10 protein-coding genes are annotated in these 17,070 nt (G+C 71.5%); all 10 read left to right on the forward strand.

The genetic code is table 11. The features are described from left to right. Positions 1–364: 364 nt before the first annotated feature. The 10 genes from ACTWQI_RS14185 to ACTWQI_RS14230 all read left to right on the forward strand — a co-directional run bounded on the left by ACTWQI_RS14185 (position 365) and on the right by ACTWQI_RS14230 (position 17,004). A complete protein-coding gene (locus ACTWQI_RS14185) occupies positions 365–1,261 on the forward strand; it encodes an FAD binding domain-containing protein (RefSeq protein WP_443270420.1) in 897 nt (298 codons plus the stop codon). Then, complete coding sequence (locus ACTWQI_RS14190; RefSeq protein WP_443270421.1) at positions 1,252–1,884, forward strand: (2Fe-2S)-binding protein; 633 nt, start codon at positions 1,252–1,254, stop codon at positions 1,882–1,884. The genes ACTWQI_RS14185 and ACTWQI_RS14190 overlap by 10 nt, the downstream gene beginning before the upstream one ends. A 5-nt stretch (positions 1,885–1,889) precedes the next feature. Then, a complete protein-coding gene (locus ACTWQI_RS14195) occupies positions 1,890–4,274 on the forward strand; it encodes a xanthine dehydrogenase family protein molybdopterin-binding subunit (protein WP_443270423.1) in 2,385 nt (794 codons plus the stop codon). Between the two features lie 251 nt (positions 4,275–4,525). Further along, complete coding sequence (locus ACTWQI_RS14200; RefSeq protein WP_443270425.1) at positions 4,526–5,983, forward strand: NCS2 family permease; 1,458 nt, start codon at positions 4,526–4,528, stop codon at positions 5,981–5,983. Between the two features lie 44 nt (positions 5,984–6,027). Continuing rightward, positions 6,028–7,191, forward strand: a complete 1,164-nt coding sequence (locus tag ACTWQI_RS14205; RefSeq protein ID WP_443270726.1) for an XdhC family protein — start codon at positions 6,028–6,030, stop codon at positions 7,189–7,191. A 347-nt stretch (positions 7,192–7,538) separates the two neighbouring features. After that, positions 7,539–9,731 (forward strand): TOMM precursor leader peptide-binding protein, encoded by a 2,193-nt coding sequence (locus ACTWQI_RS14210; protein ID WP_443270426.1) that lies wholly within the window; start codon positions 7,539–7,541, stop codon positions 9,729–9,731. Positions 9,732–9,809: 78 nt separating this feature from the next. Then, complete coding sequence (locus ACTWQI_RS14215) at positions 9,810–9,956, forward strand: hypothetical protein (RefSeq protein ID WP_443270428.1); 147 nt, start codon at positions 9,810–9,812, stop codon at positions 9,954–9,956. A gap of 115 nt (positions 9,957–10,071) precedes the next feature. Further along, complete coding sequence (locus tag ACTWQI_RS14220) at positions 10,072–12,081, forward strand: TOMM precursor leader peptide-binding protein (RefSeq protein WP_443270430.1); 2,010 nt, start codon at positions 10,072–10,074, stop codon at positions 12,079–12,081. A gap of 44 nt (positions 12,082–12,125) precedes the next feature. Next, on the forward strand, positions 12,126–13,739 hold the full coding sequence (locus ACTWQI_RS14225) for a SagB family peptide dehydrogenase (protein ID WP_443270432.1): 1,614 nt from the start codon (positions 12,126–12,128) through the stop codon (positions 13,737–13,739). A 34-nt stretch (positions 13,740–13,773) separates the two neighbouring features. Then, positions 13,774–17,004 carry a S41 family peptidase gene (locus ACTWQI_RS14230; RefSeq protein ID WP_443270434.1) on the forward strand — a complete coding sequence of 1,077 codons (3,231 nt, stop codon included), beginning with the start codon at positions 13,774–13,776 and terminating at the stop codon, positions 17,002–17,004. The last annotated feature ends 66 nt before the right edge of the window (positions 17,005–17,070 follow it).

Genomic DNA, 17,070 nt, shown 5'->3' on the forward strand with positions numbered 1-17,070 from the left:
GGGCCCCGAGGTGAAGCCCAGGGGACAAAGCCGCGAGCTTTCCGATCCCCCTCTTTCGTTCGAATCTACAAGACTGAGCACACGGCCAGCCAATCGCTTCATGGTTTCGGTGACTGCACCCAGGAGGGCGTACCTCGGTGTACTGACAGCACGCCGCGTTAACAGGACATGAACGACCAGCGAGGACCCTCACCCAGCCACCTCCCCCAGCTACCTCCCCCAGCTACCTCCCCCAGCTACCTCCCCCAGCTACCGCTGGGAGGTGCCCCCGGGGAGGTGCCCCCGGGGAGGTGCCCCCAGGAGGGTGGCCATACGTCCTCCCCGCTAGTCCCGCCCGACCCGAATTCGAAGAAGAGAGCCACGGATGGACTTCCTTCGCCCCGCCAGCTGGGGGGAGGCGCTCGCCGCGAAGGCCGAGCACCCCACAGCCGTGCCCATCGCGGGCGGCACCGATGTGATGGTCGAGATCAATTTCGACCACCGTCGGCCCGAGTACCTGCTCGACCTGAACCGCATCCCCGAGCTGCGGGAGTGGGAGGTCGGCGAGGAGAACGTCCGGCTCGGCGCCTCCGTGTCGTACACCCAGATCATGGAGCAGCTGCGCGCCGAGCTCCCCGGTCTCGCCCTGGCCTCGCACACCGTGGCCTCCCCGCAGATTCGCAACCGCGGCGGTGTCGGCGGCAACCTCGGGACGGCTTCCCCGGCCGGTGACGCCCACCCCGCCCTGCTCGCCGCGGGTGCCGAAGTCGAGGTCGAGTCCGTGCGCGGCAGCCGCTTCATCCCGATCGACGAGTTCTACACCGGCGTGAAGCGGAACGCCCTCGCGGCGGACGAGCTGATCAAGACGGTGCACATCAAGAAGGCGGCGGGCCCGCAGCAGTTCTCCAAGGTCGGCACCCGCAACGCGATGGTCATTGCCGTGTGCGCCTTCGGCATCGCGCTGCACCCTGAGACGCGCACCGTACGGACCGGCATCGGCTCCGCCGCGCCCACTCCCGTCCGCGCCCACGAGGCGGAGGCCTTCCTGGCCGCCGCGCTGGAGGAGGGCGGCTTCTGGGAGAGCGGCAAGACGATCACCCCGTCGGTCGCCAAGCAGTTCGCGGAGCTCTGCTCCGGCGCCTGCAACCCCATCGACGACGTGCGCGGCAGCGCGAAGTACCGGCGCCACGCGGTCGCCGTGATGGCCCGTCGCACCCTGGGCTGGACCTGGGACGCGTACCGCGGCTTCGGCAACAAGAAGGGGATCGAACGATGCGCGTGAACTTCACGGTCAACGGCCGCCCGTACGAGGCCGATGACGTATGGGAGGGCGAGAGCCTGCTCTACGTCCTGCGCGAGCGCATGGGGCTGCCCGGCTCGAAGAACGCCTGTGAGCAGGGCGAGTGCGGCTCCTGCACGGTCCGCCTCGACGGCGTGCCGGTCTGCTCCTGCCTCGTCGCCGCCGGCCAGGTCGAGGGCCGCGAGGTCGTCACGGTCGAGGGCCTGGCGGACTACGCCAAGCAGCGCGCCGAGGGCTGCGCGTCGGGAGCCTGCGGTACGACAGTCGACGCCGCCCGTAGGTGGGAGTCGCGCCCGTCCAATAGTGAGCTCCGCTCACGGGCGGCCGCCGACAGCCAGACCGGCGAGGCCGCCGATCTGTCCCCGATCCAGCAGGCCTTCATCGACGCGGGCGCCGTGCAGTGCGGCTTCTGCACCCCGGGCCTCCTCGTCGCCGCCGACGAGCTGCTGGAGCGCAACGCCCAGCCCTCCGACGCGGACATCCGCGAGGCGCTGTCCGGCAACCTGTGCCGCTGCACGGGCTACGAGAAGATCCTCGACGCGGTCCGCCTTGCGGCCGCCCGCGGCGAGGCGGATCAGTCGGCGACTGCGGGAACGGGGGCCTGACCACCATGGGCGTCACTCGTACACCCACCAACCTCACCCAGGGCAGCGAGACCAAGGGCGGCATCGGCGAGTCCACGCTGCGCCCCGACGGCACCCTGAAGGTCACCGGTGAGTTCGCTTACTCCTCCGACCTCTGGCACGAGGACATGCTGTGGGGCCACACCCTCCGCAGTCCGCACGCGCACGCCGAGATCAGGTCCATCGACATCTCCGAGGCGCTGCAGCAGGCCGGCGTGTACGCCGTCCTGACCTACGACGACCTGCCGACCGAGACCAAGAACTACGGCCTGGAGATCCAGGACACCCCGGTCCTGGCCAACGGCCGGGTGCGCCACCACGGCGAGCCGGTGGCCCTCGTCGCCGCCGACCACCCGGAGACCGCTCGCCGCGCCGCCGCGAAGATCAAGGTCGAGTACGTGGAGCTGCCGGTCGTCACCGACGAGGCGTCGGCGCTCGCCGAGGACGCGCCGGTGCTGCACCCGGGCCGCGACGACCACCACGCAGGCCATGTGCCCCACCCGAACGTCGTCCACCGCCAGCCGATCATCCGTGGCGACGTGGCAGCCGCCGCCGAGCGCGCCGATGTGATCGTCAGCGGCGAGTACGAGGTCGGCATGCAGGACCAGGCCTTCCTCGGTCCGGAGTCGGGCCTCGCCGTGCCCGCTGAGGACGGCGGCGTCGACCTCTACATCGCCACCCAGTGGCTGCACTCGGACCTCCGGCAGATCGCCCCCGTCCTCGGCCTGCCCGAGGAGAAGGTGCGGATGACGCTCTCCGGCGTCGGCGGCGCGTTCGGTGGCCGTGAGGACCTGTCGATGCAGATCCACGCGTGCCTGCTCGCGCTGCGCACCGGCAAGCCGGTCAAGATGGTCTACAACCGGTTCGAGTCCTTCTTCGGGCACGTCCACCGGCACCCGGCCAAGCTCTGGTACGAGCACGGAGCCACTCGGGACGGCAAGATCACGCACATGAAGTGCCGGATCGTGCTGGACGGCGGTGCCTACGCCTCCGCCTCCCCGGCCGTCGTCGGCAACGCCTCGTCGCTCTCCGTCGGTCCGTATGTGATCGACGACGTCGAGATCGAGGCCATCGCGCTCTACACCAACAATCCGCCCTGTGGCGCGATGCGCGGCTTCGGCGCGGTCCAGGCGTGCTTCGCGTACGAGGCGCAGATGGACCGGCTTGCGGCCGAACTGGACCTGGATCCGGTCGAGTTCCGCCAGCTCAACGCCATGTCGCAGGGCACGATCATGCCCACCGGCCAGCTGGTCGACTCTCCGGCGCCGGTCGCCGAACTGCTGCGCCGGGTCAAGGCGATGCCGCTGCCGCCCGAGAAGCAGTGGGAGAGCGCCGGCGAGACGGCGGATGTGCGTGCCCTGCCCGGCGGTCTGTCCAACACCACCCACGGCGAAGGCGTGGTCCGCGGTATCGGCTACGCGGTCGGCATCAAGAACGTCGGCTTCTCCGAGGGCTTCGACGACTACTCGACGGCCCGGGTCCGCCTGGAGGTCGTGAACGGCGAGCCGGTCGCGGTCGTGCACACGGCGATGGCCGAGGTCGGTCAGGGCGGTGTCACCGTCCATGCCCAGATCGCCCGCACCGAGCTCGGTGTCACCCAGGTGACCATCCACCCCGCCGACACCCAGGTCGGCTCGGCCGGCTCCACTTCCGCCTCCCGCCAGACCTATGTCACCGGTGGCGCGGTGAAGAACACCTGTGGAGCCGTCCGGGAGACGGTCCTGGAGATCGGCCGGCGGAAGTTCGGCTCCTACCACCCCGCGTGGGCCACCGCCGAACTCCTGCTGGAGGGCGGCAAGGTGGTCACCGACGGTGGGGAGGTCCTCGCCGATCTGGTGGAGGTCCTCGAGGGCGAGGTGGTCGACATCGAGCTCGAGTGGCGCCACCGCCCGACCGAGGCCTTCGATCTGCACACCGGTCAGGGCCAGGGCCACGTCCAGTACTCGTTCGCCGCGCATCGCGCCGTGGTCGAGGTCGACACGGAGCTGGGCCTGGTCAAGGTGATCGAGCTGGCCTGCGCACAGGACGTCGGCAAGGCGCTCAACCCGCAGTCCGTGACCGGGCAGATCCAGGGCGGTACGACCCAGGGCCTCGGCCTCGCGGTCATGGAGGAGATCGTCGTTGACCCGAAGACCTCCAAGGTCCGCAACCCGTCCTTCACCGACTACCTGATCCCGACCATCCTCGACACCCCGACCATCCCGGTCGACGTGCTGGAGCTGGCCGACGACCACGCGCCGTACGGCCTGCGCGGGATCGGGGAGGCGCCGACGCTGTCCTCGACCCCGGCCGTGGTGTCCGCCATCCGCGCGGCGACCGGCCTGGCGCTGGCCCGCGTACCCGTACGTCCCGAGCACCTCACCGGGACCTGACGACTCTCCGGGCTGTGCGGAAGGAATGTGTCCTCCCTCGGCCTTCGGCACGGGGAATCCCGATCGCACCGCCCGGAGTCCCCACAAACACCGCACCGCTCGCGGTCACACCCAGGCAGTACCCAGCAAGACCCCGTTCGTCTCGGGCCGTTCCCCCGGGTCGTGCAGCCAACTCAATACATCCCAAATCCCGCACAAACACTGCCCCCCCACGCAGGCGGGTGCCCCTTTGAACCTTGGGAGTAGGCCCCATGACCCAGTCGTCAGTAGAGCCGCAGACCACGGCGGAGGAGGCGGGCTCCGGCTCGCGCCCATCCGCCGGCCGGTCCTGGCTCGACCGGTACTTTCACATCTCGGACCGAGGATCCACGATCGCGCGTGAGGTGCGCGGCGGCATCACCACCTTCATGGCGATGGCGTACATCCTCCTGCTCAACCCGCTGATCCTGTCCGACGCGGACGCCAGCGGAAACACCCTGGCCCGTACCGGGCTGATCACCGCGACGGCGCTTGCCGCGGCCGCCACCACCCTGCTGATGGGCTTCATCGGCAAGGTGCCGCTCGCCCTCGCGGCGGGGCTCAGCGTCTCCGGCGTCGTGGCCTCTCAGGTGGCCCCGAACATGACCTGGCCGCAGGCCATGGGCATGTGTGTGATGTACGGCGTCGTGATCATGCTCCTGGTGGTCACCGGGCTCCGCGAGCTCATCATGAACGCCATACCACTGGCCATGAAGCACGCCATCACCATCGGCATCGGCTGCTTCATCGCCTTGATCGGCCTGGTCAAGGCGGGCTTCGTGCAGGCGGGCAAGGCCACGCCGCTCACCCTCGGCGCGGGTGGTGAACTGGCCGGCTGGCCCGTCCTGATCTTCTCGGTCACGCTGCTGCTGATCTTCATGCTGCAGGCTCGCAACATCCCGGGCGCCATCCTGATCGGCATCGTCATCGGCACCGTCATCGCGGTCGCCGTCAACGCGTTCGGCGGCCTCGACCCGAAGGTGTGGAAGGGCGGTGCCCCGCAGCTCGACGGCAGCGCGGTCTCCATGCCTGACTTCTCGCTCCTCGGCAATGTGGAGTTCGGCGGCTGGGAACAGATCGGCGTCATGGGCGTCGGCATGATCGTCTTCACGCTGGTGCTCGCCGGCTTCTTCGACGCGATGGCCACCATCATCGGCGTCGGCACCGAGGCCAAGCTGGCGGACGAGAAGGGCCGGATGCCGGGGCTGTCCAAGGCGCTGTTCATCGACGGCGCGGGCGGTGCGATCGGCGGCGGCACGGGCGCCTCGGGACAGACCGTCTTCATCGAATCGGCCACCGGTGTCGGCGAGGGCGCCCGGACCGGCCTGTCCGCCGTGGTCACCGGCCTGTTCTTCGCCGCGTGCCTCTTCTTCACCCCGGTCACCCAGATCGTGCCGGGTGAGGTCGCGGCAGCGGCCCTGGTCGTCATCGGCGCGATGATGATGCAGAACGCCAAGCACGTGGACTGGGGCGACCGCGCGGTCGCCATCCCGGTCTTCCTGACCGTGGTGCTGATGCCGTTCACGTACTCGATCACCGCCGGAGTCGGCGCGGGCGTCATCGCCTACTGCGTCATCAAGGCGGCGCAGGGCAAGTGGCGTGAGCCCGGTGCCTTCATGTGGGCGCTGACCGGGGTGTTCCTCATCTACTTCGCCCTGAACCCGATCGAGCACTTCCTGGGCGTCAAGTAGCGCCCTCCGTGCCCTCCACGCAACCTGAAGGAGAGGTGATCACCATGCTGGACATCGCCGACGAGCTGAACCGGTGGTGTGCGCAGGGACGTGACTTCGCCGTCGCCACCGTCGTGGCGGTGGGCGGCAGCGCGCCCCGGCAGCCCGGCGCGGCCCTCGCGGTCGACGCCGACGGCACGGCGATCGGCTCCGTTTCCGGCGGCTGCGTGGAGGGCGCGGTCTATGAACTGTGCGGGCAGGCGCTCGAGACCGGCGAGTCCGTGGTCGAACGCTTCGGCTTCAGTGACGAGGACGCGTTCGCCGTCGGTCTGACGTGCGGTGGGGTCATCGACATCCTCGTCACCCCGGTACGTGCGGGCAACTCCTCGGTGGACAGCACCAACCGGGAGACGCTCGCCGCCGCGCTGACCGCCGCCGCCGGTGGGGAGGCGGCGGCGGTCGCGCGGATCGTCGACGGGCCGGCCGAACTCATAGGCGGCGCCCTGTTCGTACGGCCCGACGGCTCCTTCTCCGGGACCCTGGGCGGTCACCCCGAACTGGACCGTACGGCGGCGGGCGAGGCCGGTGCGCTGCTCGACGCCGGCCGGACCGAGACCGTCGAGATCGGCGCCGACGGCAGCCGCTGCGGCCGGCCGGTCGTGCTGTTCGTCGAGTCCAGCGTGCCGCCGCCGCGAATGATCGTCTTCGGCGCGATCGACTTCGCCGCGGCCCTGGTCCGGGTGGGCAAGTTCCTGAACTATCACGTCACGGTGTGCGACGCCCGCCCGGTCTTCGCGACCGCACAGCGCTTCCCCGAGGCCGACGAGATCGTCGTCGACTGGCCGCACCGCTACCTGGACTCCCAGGAACTGGACGGCCGTACGGTCCTGTGCGTGCTCACCCATGACGCGAAGTTCGACGTCCCGCTCCTGGAGCGCGCACTGCGACTCCCGGTCGCCTACGTCGGTGCGATGGGCTCCCGCCGGACCCATCTGGACCGTCAGCGGCGGCTCCGCGACGTCGGCGTCACCGAACTGGAGCTGGCCAGGCTGCGCTCCCCGATCGGCCTCGACCTCGGCGCCCGGACACCCGAGGAGACGGCTCTGTCGATCGCCGCGGAGATCGTCGCGAACCGCCGTGGTGGCACGGGCGTCCCGCTGACGGGTGCTCACACTCCGATCCACCACGACACGACACCGTCGCTGGGACGGATCGACTCGGTGGCCTGACACCGCCGTCGACCTCTGAGGTGCCCTCCGAGGCGCCTACAGGAGCCCCAGCGTCCGAAGGCGCTGCCCCCGCTGCCCCCGTCTGCGGGGGCAGCGTCTTTTTTGCGTTCAACGGAATTCGGCGTCTTTGGTGCGATCGTCCAAAACCCCTGAGATTTGCACCTGGGAATCCTGTTGGAATCTGCTAACGACGGAAAGTGGTCACGCTGATACTCTTTCGAAGCGTCGGAAGCGGTCCGGAGAAGGGAATCAGGGACGTGTCGAAAGGCATGAACGGCGTTTCCTTGAAATCCACTGCTGAATTATTTCTGCGGCAAGACGCGGTATTCCTGGAGACCGCTGACGGGGTGTTCCTCAGAGGTGCCGGCGGGGATTTCTTCCTCAAGGGCAGATCCGCCTACCGGTGGCTCACGGCGCTGGCACCGCGGCTCGCCGCGGGGTGCGCCCTGGACGAGCTGCTCTCGGGGCTCCGTGAACCGCAGCGCAGCACGGCGGAGCACCTGCTGGGCCGGCTCGTGGACAGCGGCTTCGTGCGGGAGCGCCGACCGGAGCCGTCCGGCCTGCTGTCCGACGCGGAGCGGAGCCGGTTCGCCCAGCAGATCTCCTTCCTGGCCCACTACTCGGACCGGCCGCAAGCGTGCTTCCGCCAGGTGCGGGAGGCCCGTGTGCTGGTGGTCGGGGGAGGCGTCGCCGCGCGTGCGGCCGCGGTCGCGCTGTTGCGCAACGGGGTACGGCGGCTGGCGCTGTCGGAGCCCTCGTCCGCGGTACGGGGCGCCGGGGACGGGCTGGAGCGCGAGGTCCGCGAGTTGTCGGAGGCCGGCGTTCCCCCGCAGCTGGACCGGTTGCGGCCGGTCGGCGACGAACTCCTTGTGCCGGCGATCGAACAATGGTCACCCGACGCCGTCGTCATCACACCGCAGGGTGCGTCGCTCCCGCTGCTCGACGAGATTTCCGACCATGCCCGTAAAGGCCAGCGGGTATTTCTTGCCGCCCGGCAATTCGGTGGTGTGCTCATCAAGGGCCCACTCGTCCCGCCCGGTGACGGTCCTTGCTGGACATGCCTGCAATTGCAATTAGCTGAATTCGGTCCTCCCGAGGCGGCTGCCGCGGCCTGGCGCGAGAAACTGTCCGGTGGCCTGTCAGACGCGACGTCCCAGCTCCACACAGCAGTGGCCGCCGCCACCGGCAGCGAGCTGGCGACGGAGCTGTTCAAGCACCTCTCCGGCTGCATCGGCACCGATCTGGCGGCAGGAGTCGTCGTCCAGCAGCCGCTCTCCCTGGAGAGCCGGCGGGAACCTCTGGCGGCGCACCCCGCCTGCCCCGGCTGCTCGCGCTCGGACGAGGCCGAGGATCCCGGCGAGCTGCTGCGGGCCCTTGCCGGAGGAGACCGCGACCTTGCAGGGGACATCGCGGCGCGTTCGGCACGCTACGAGGGCGCGATGGCCGAAACCGTGGGCCCGCTGCGCGGTTTCGGCGACAGTGCCGTACCCCAGACCCTCGTCAAGATCGGAAGAGTCCGTTGCAACGGGACCCCGGGCGGAGCGGTCCTCGGGTACCACGCCGAGTCGGTGACGCGGGCCAGAGCGGACGCGGTGGAGCGCGCCGTACGCCGGGCGGCGGCCGTCGCGCCGCTCTCTCGGCCGGCCAGGAGGTGCACCCGCAAAGAGCTGGCAGACCAGGGCGAATCCGTGCTGTCTGCAGAGCAGTTCACGCTGCTTGCGCCCGGTGCGCGGATCCCGGACGACCAGGAGAGCGTGCCCTGGGTGCCCGCGCTGTCGCTGCACCACCACACCGTGGTGTGGATCCCCGCGGATCTCCTGGCAGCTGCCGCCCCTGGGCCGGCCGTGGCCGGCGGCGTGGCGGGGCACGGCGTGGGCGCGACGTTCGCGGAGGTCGCGACCCGGGGCCTGGTCTCGGCCCTGCTGCACGACCGGCTCCGGGGATGGCTCACGGGAGCCGTACCGGCCCGGGTGCTGGAGCCGTTCGCGGCCCAGGCCGGGGGAGGGAGCGGGAGTCCCGCGGAACTCGGTCTGCCGTTCCTGCCCGCCCTGCGGCGCCTCAGCGGCGGCCTGTACGTGGCGGAACTGCCCGGCGACACCCCCGTACATGTCGTCGCGGCAGGTGCCACGGCCCCGGCGACGGGAACCCCCCTGCAGGTGGCGGCGGCGGGGCTGAGCCGCGGCGACGCCGTGTGCACCGCGCTCGTGGAGCTCTCCGGCTGTCTCCAGCACCCCCTGCCGTCGGAGTGGGCCGAGAGCTCCAGGGCTCTCGTCTGCCCGAGCGGGTGGCCGTCCATGCGCCCTGAACCTGACCTCGCGTCAGAGTCCGAGCCGGATCGGGACCATGACCCGGGGCCTCTCGAATCCAGCTCTTCTGGTCCCCGCTCTTCTCGTTCCAGCCGATCCGCCGCCGAGAGCCTGGACGACCTGCTGGCGTCCCTGCGCACCACCGGCCGCGACGCGCTGCTCGTGGATACGACACCCAGCACTCCCGGCACCACCCCCCTGGCCCTGACGGGCCGGGTCCTGGTCATCTCCTGAACCCCGACTTCCCGGCGGGAGACCGACGGGAGCACTCCGGGGCATCCGCCCCGGGGGCCGCTACGAGGAAGGAGCACCATGAACATCGAGGAAATCGACCTCGACAGCCTGAGCATCGAGGACTTCGAGCTCGAGGCCGTCTCCGTGGACGACAAGGCGATCGTCGCCTCCGGGCCCGGTTGGTGCTGCACCGGCTGCGCCGGTGCTCCGCAGCTCTCTTCCTGACGTGATCGCCCCCAGCACCTCCCCCTGGGGGCACCCTCCATGGCGTGGTGACGGGCCCCGTCCGGCCCGTCACCAGGCCGCACCCGAGAGAACACGGCAAACATTGTTGACGCCCATGGACATCGTGACGCTGCCCACAGGAACTCCGCTCGACCTCGGCCAGGAAGCCCTCCGGCAGGCATTGGGCCACGACCCGGTGTTCTCCAGTGCGCCGGCCGCGAGAGGCCACGGCACCGTGGAGATCGGGGTGTTCGGGCTGTCCGCCGCAGCCGCCCGTGGTAAACGGACCGCGGCACGGGACACCCTCGTACTCCCGGTGCGGCTGCACGGCGCCACGGCCCTGGTCGGCCCGGTCCACGACCGGTCCTCGGACGGGCGCCCCTGCAGCACCTGCCTGCACCGGCGGTGGATACGGCTCCGGCCCGTACGGGAGCGCCAAGCTCTGGAACGGAACGGGGACCATCACGTCGTCGGCCCCCTCCATCCCGTGCTCGTCGCGTGGGGGACATCGGCGGTCGCCGCCGCACTGCTGCGGCTCGCGACGGAACGGACCGCCCGTGCCGAGGGCGGCCGGGCCGGGACCGGCCGGGGCAGCCAACTCGCCGCCGTACTCGAGGTGGACCTCGCAACCGGCCGGACGACACGGCACTCGCTGCTGGCCGAGCCGGACTGCCCGGACTGCGCCTCCAGGTGGCCGGACACGCCTCTTGCGATGACGGGCTTTCCCTCCTCCCGCCCATGGCCCCGCCCCGGCAGCACCCGGATGCGCGGCTGGCGGGAGTACCGCATACCGCAGGACGCCCTGGTGAATCCGGTGTGCGGGGCGCTCGGATCCGCCGCGATCCCCATCCTCGACGCGGCCGTCAACGCTCCCGTCGGCGGACTGCTGCGCCTGGGCGGCGAGTCGACGGACGGCGCACCGCTCTACGAGATCAAGTGGGGCGGCCATGCCGAGACGTATGCGGAGAGCGAAGTGCTGGGACTCCTGGAGGCCCTGGAGCGATACGCGGGGCAGAGCCCGCGCGGGCGGAGCAGAGCCGCCCGGGCCTCCCTGCGAGAGCTGCGCGACCTGGCAGTGCCCGCACTCGACCCGCGGAGTGTCCCCTTGTACCGCGACGACTTCTACGCCCGGAACGCGGGCACATACCAGCCGTTTCACCCCGAGCGCAGACTCGACTGGGTCTGGGGACACGCCGTGCTCGACGACACCGCACTCCTGGTGCCCGAGCAACTCGCCTACTACGGGCACGGCCGCCCAGGCGAAGCCTTCGTCGCCGGTTCGTCCAGCGGCTGCGCGACCGGTAGCTGCCTGGAGGAAGCCGTGCTTTACGGGCTGCTGGAACTCGTCGAGAGAGACGCCTTCCTCCTCACCTGGTTCAGTGCCAGGCACCTTGAGGAGATCGATCCGGCGAGCTGCGTCGGCCTCGGGACGACCGCCCTCGCCGACCGGATCGCAGGCCTCGGCTATCAGCTCCGTCTGTTCGACCTACGAGTCGACCTGCCGATTCCCGTCGTCCTCTGTGTGGCCCGGCGGCGCGACGGCGGCTTCGGCCAGCTGTGTCTTTCGGCAGGGTCGGCCCTCGATCCCCAGGACGCCGTGGTGTCGGCAGTCCGCGAAGTCGCCACCTATCTGCCGGGCTTCGCCGCCCGGGTCGAGGCGGAGCAGGAGTCGCTGCGTGCCATGGTCGCGGACTACGCCCTGGTCAGGCAGCTCGACGACCACGGTCTCCTCTACGGCCTGCCCGAGATGGCGGACCGGGCGGCCTTCTTATGGGAGCCGTCGACCACCGAACCCCGCGCCCTGGACGAGGTGTTCGCGGACTGGACCCGCACCAGGCCCGCGAGTACCGACCTTCTCGAGGATCTCCGGCACTGTGCGCGGTTGGTGGGCCGGGTCACGGGCGGCGATGTGATCGTCGCCGACCAGACCAGTCCCGAGCAGAAAGTGATCGGGCTGAGCACAGCGGTGGTGATCGCCCCTGGTCTGCTCCCGCTCGACTTCGGCTGGGAGCGGCAGCGGGCCCTGGACAGCGACCGGTTGCGCACCGCCGCGTGGCGTGCCGGGCTGCGGCCGGCACCGCTGCGCGACGCGGACATCCACCGCCACCCCCACCCGTTCCTCTGACCGGACCGGACGCCCGGACTCCACCAGGAGCAGGAGATACGACGATGCCCGAGACCGACGCCGCGCAGTGCGTCCTGGAATACGTCGAGGCGGTGCACCGCCGCGTCCGCCACCCCATCGAGCCGCCGGGGTTCACTCCGGACTGGGCGGACCGCCCCTCCCCGCACACCTTCCACCCGTCGGCCGAGCGGATCCCGCTCCCGTACGTCGACGCCGAGCCCGCAGGGGCCGGCGGCTTCGGACTGCCCTCGCTGGCCCACTGCCTGCGGCTGTCCGCCGGTGTGCTGTCCCGGCGTTGGGAGATCGACTGGAACGGCGACAGCGGCACCCGGGCACGACTCACGGGCGCGCGCTGGGGACGCGGCACGCCGTCCGGCGGTGCCACCTACCCGCTGGAGCTCTACTGGGCGACGGGCCCGGCCGGTCCGCTGCCGCCCGGGGTCTTCCACTACGCCTCCGGATTGCACGCACTGGAGCGCCTGTCGTGGGGCGACCCGAGCCACGCCGTATGCACCGCCCTGAGCATGAAGAACGAGGAGCCCGACAGCAGCGACCAGTTCCTGTTGTGCACGCTGCGCTTCTGGAAGAACTCCTTCAAGTACCACAATCTCTCCTACCACTTGATGACACTGGACCTCGGAGCCTTCCTCGGCACGTGGGAGATGGTGTGCCGGGAGCGGGGGATCGGCTGCCGCGGGCGGCTGTGGTTCGACGAGGAGCCGCTGAACCGGCTGCTCGGCCTGGATCCGCAGGAGGAGTCCGTCGTCGCCGTCCTTCCGCTGCCGTGGCGGTCCGGACCCCGTGCGGTGGCGGGCCGGTCCACTCCGCCGGCCCGGGCGGCACGGCTACCGCGGTACGAACGCTCCCGCAGGACCCGGACGTTCGCCCTGGCGCAAGCCGTCCACCGGGCTGTATCGCAGTCCAGCCGTCCGGTTCCGCAGCGCCGTACGGGAAGCCCTCGGCCGCCTTCCGGGGAGGCGGTGCCGCTGCCCCGAGTGCGCCCGGTGCCGCCGGCCGGTGGTGTGGCCGCCGTCCTGGCCCGCCGCTCCTCGGCGGGCGGCCGGTTCAACGGCGCCCGGGCGCTGAGCCGGACAGCACTGGGCGCCCTGCTCCAGGACGCGGTCGACGGCCCCCGGCAGGGCGCGGAAGACCCCGCGGAAACCCCCGGGGAAACCCCCGCGCAAGATGCCGGGGAAGATCCGTCCGACGGCGAGCCACGGCGCCTGACCCGCCTGACCGTCGTCGCCAACCGTGTCCGGGGTCTGAGCCCGGGTGTCCACGCCTACGACCCCGACCGCCATGCGCTCACCCCGGTTTCCGGCGCTGTGCTGCTGGAGCAGCGCCACTACGCGATGTCCAACTACTCCGTGCCGCACGCCGCGGCCGTCCTCGTCCTCGACTGGCGACCCGCGGCGGCGGTAGCCGCCTTCGGGCCCCGCGCCTACCGTGCCGCACACGCGGAGGCGGGAGCCGTCGCCCAGCGCGTCCATCTGGCCGCCACCGCACGGGGACTCGGCTGCGGGATCGTCCTCGGCATGGACGCCCCCGCGGTGGACACCGCACTCGGGCTGGCCGCGGAGGGCCGCCGCAGCCAGCTCTACCTCCTCCTCGGCCATCTGCAGGAGGGCACGGCCGCTCTTGACGACCGCCTGTGCTGAACCACCACACCACCGCGTCACTTCGGGAGAACCCTTGCCGGACACTGAGCACCGCACCGACAGCGCCGACGCGTATCTGCGCCACCCCCATCCCCACGGTGATCTGCTGACCTTCGTCGCCGAGGACGATGTGTGGACCGTTCCCGCCGCAGGCGGGCGTGCATGGCGGATCAGCGCGGACCGAGTGCCGGTGAGCCGTCCGCGCATCAGCCCGGACGGAGACCGGATCGCCTGGACGTCCAGCCGTGACGGCTGCCCCGAGGTGTATCTGGCCCCGGCCCAGGGCGGCGCGTCCGTCCGGCTGACGTACTGGGCCGACAAGCGCACCCGGGTGGCGGGCTGGACCCCGGACGGGGAGGTGCTGGTGATCAGTACCGCGGGTGGGCACTCCACGCGGCGCGGCTGGGCCTGGGCCGTGCCCGTCGACGGCGGCCCCGCCCGGCGCCTGCCGTACGGCCCCGTGGGCGGGGTGGCCCTGGGCCCCGGCGGGGCGGTGCTGCTGCAGACGCCGTCGATGTTCGAGGAGGCGGCCTTCTGGAAGCGCTATCGCGGGGGAGCCGTCGGCAGACTGTGGATCGACCCGCTGGGCAGCGGGGAGTTCACCCGTATCCACGCCCCCATTGGCGGCACCGGAGGCATTGACGGCAATGTCGAATGCCCCATGTGGGTGGTGGGGGCACCGCGAGGCGGACGGATCGCCTTCCTCTCCGACCACGGCGGCAGCGGCCAACTGTGGTCGAGCCGGCCGGACGGCAGCGATCTGCAGTGCCATACGGACCACGCCTGTTACGTCCGCAACGCCGCCACGGACGGCACCCGGATCGTCTATCAGTGCGCGGGAGAGCTGTGGCTGCTGGACGGGCTCGCACCGGGCGCGGAACCGGTGCGCGTGGACGTCCGCCTGGGCGGACCGCGGACGGCGTGTACGCCGTACACCGTCGACGCCTCGGCCGCCCTGGACGACTTCGGCACGGACCGGGTGGGCCGTGGGCCCGTCCTGGCCGTACGCGGTGCCGTCCACTGGCTGGACCGCCCGGACGGGCCCGTACGGACGCTGTCCGCACAGCCCGGGGTGCGGGCCCGCCTTCCCCGAGTGCTCGGGGACACCGGCCGAGTCGCGTGGGTCACCGACGCCGACGGCGTGGAAGCCCTCGAGATCGCTCCGCTCTCCCCGGCAGCCGGGGCACCGCGCGGCGTACCCCGCGGCGAACTCCGGCCGTACCGGATCGGCGGGGGGAGGCTGGGGCGGGTGCACGAGCTCGCGGCCTCACCGGACGGCCGCCGACTGGCCGTCACCACACACGACGGCCGAGTGCTGCTCGTCCATGTCGCCTCCGGCGAGATCACCGAAGTGGACCGCAGCGACCACGGGGAGGCGACGGGACCGGTGTTCTCCCCGGACTCCTGCTGGCTCGCCTGGTCGCATCCGGGCGCAGGGGGCCTGCGGCAGCTGAAGCTGGCGGATACCCACAAGCACACCGTCGTCGAGGCCACCGCGCTGCGGTTCTGCGACTACTCGCCCGCGTTCACCTCCGACGGCCGTCACCTGGCGTTCCTGTCCGAGCGCACCTTCGACCCCGTCTACCAGATGCACGCCTTCGACCTGGCGTTCATCACCGGCACCCGTCCGCAGCTGCTGACGCTGGCCGCGGCGACCGCCTCCCCTTTCGGTCCGCAGAGCGGCGGCGGCCCCGGCCACCCGGCCGCCCGGCCCACGGTGGTGGACCCGGAGGGACTCGTCGACCGGGTCGACCCCTTCCCTGTGGCGGCCGGCGACTACGAACAGCTGCGCGCGGCGGAGGACGGTGTGCTGTGGATACGCAAAGCCCCGGTGGCCGGCCTCCTCGGCGAGACCGGTCCGGCGGCCCCGGGCGTGCCCGCGCAGGACACTCTGGAACGCTGGGACTTCCGCTCGTCCTGCCTCGTCGAGCTGCGCCGCGGGGTCGACCGGTACGCCGTCAGCGGCGACGGCACCCGGGTGGTGTCCACCGCTTCGGGCCGGATAACGGTGGCGCCCGCGGACCGGCCGGGCGAGGAGACCGGCGTCGATCTGACGCGGGTGCGGACCGTCGTCGACCCCGTCGCCGAGTGGACGCAGGCCTACACCGAAGACGGACGGCTGATCCGGGACCTCTACGTCCGCTCGGACATGGGCGGCAGGGACTGGGACGGCGTGCTCGACCGCTACCGTCCCCTCGTCGCCCGACTCGGCTGTTACGACGACTTCGTGGATCTCCTCTGGGAGGTGCACGGCGAACTCGGCTCCTCCCACGCCTACGTGGTCCCCCGCGCCACGATCGAGGACCCGCCAGGGCGCCAGGGCATGCTCGGCGCCGACCTGGTCCGGGACACCGACGGGACATGGCGGATCGAGCGCCTGCTACCGGGCGAGCCGTCGGTGGCGCAGGCCAGGTCCCCGCTGGCCGCGCCCGGCGTGGACGTACGGGAGGGGGATGGGCTGCTCTCGGTGGGCGGTGTCCCGGTGGACCCGCTGCGGGGACCGGGGCCGCTGCTGGCGGGCACCGCGGGCCGCCCAGTGGAGCTGGGCATACGGCCCGCCTCGGGTGGTCCGCACCGCAGCGTCGTGGTCGTCCCGCTGTCCACCGAGGGCCCGCTGCGCTACCACGCGTGGGTGGCCGACCGCCGCGACCATGTGGACCGGGCGTCGGGCGGCCGGCTCGGCTATCTGCATGTCCCGGACATGCAGGCCGAGGGCTGGGCCCAGCTCCACCGCCGGCTCCGTACCGAGATCGCCCGGGAAGGGCTGGTGGTCGATCTGCGGGAGAACCGCGGCGGCCACACCTCGGAGCTGATCATGGAGATCCTGTCCCGGCGGATCATCGGCTGGAAGGTGGCCCGGAACGGCTGCGCCGTCAGCTACCCCACGGCGGCTCCGCGCGGACCGGTCGTCGTGGTCACCGACGAATTCACGGCATCGGACGGGGACATCGCGACCCTCGCCGTGCAGTCCTTGGGGATCGGCCCCGTGCTGGGCATCCGCACCTGGGGCGGGGTCACCGGCATGGACTGGAACTTCTCCCTGGTGGACGGCACCGGGCTGGTCCTGCCGCGGCACGCCTTCTGGTTCGAAGGACGGCCCGGCTGGGGCGCGGAGAACCACGGAGTGGACCCGGACGTCGAGGTCGTGTGCACGCCCCAGGACTGGGCGGCAGGCCGCGATCCACAGCTGGACGAGGCCATCCGTCACGCGCTGAAACAACTCGACGACCAGCCCGCCAAGACCCCGCCGCAGCCCGACTGGTGACGGCCGGTCCGGCCCTGCCGCACGTACGGCACTCCCCCTGCCGGCCGGCACCCCCGTGACCGGCCG

The organism is Streptomyces sp. KR80 (assembly GCF_052245555.1).
In the GTDB taxonomy this organism is placed as follows: Bacteria; Actinomycetota; Actinomycetes; order Streptomycetales; family Streptomycetaceae; genus Streptomyces.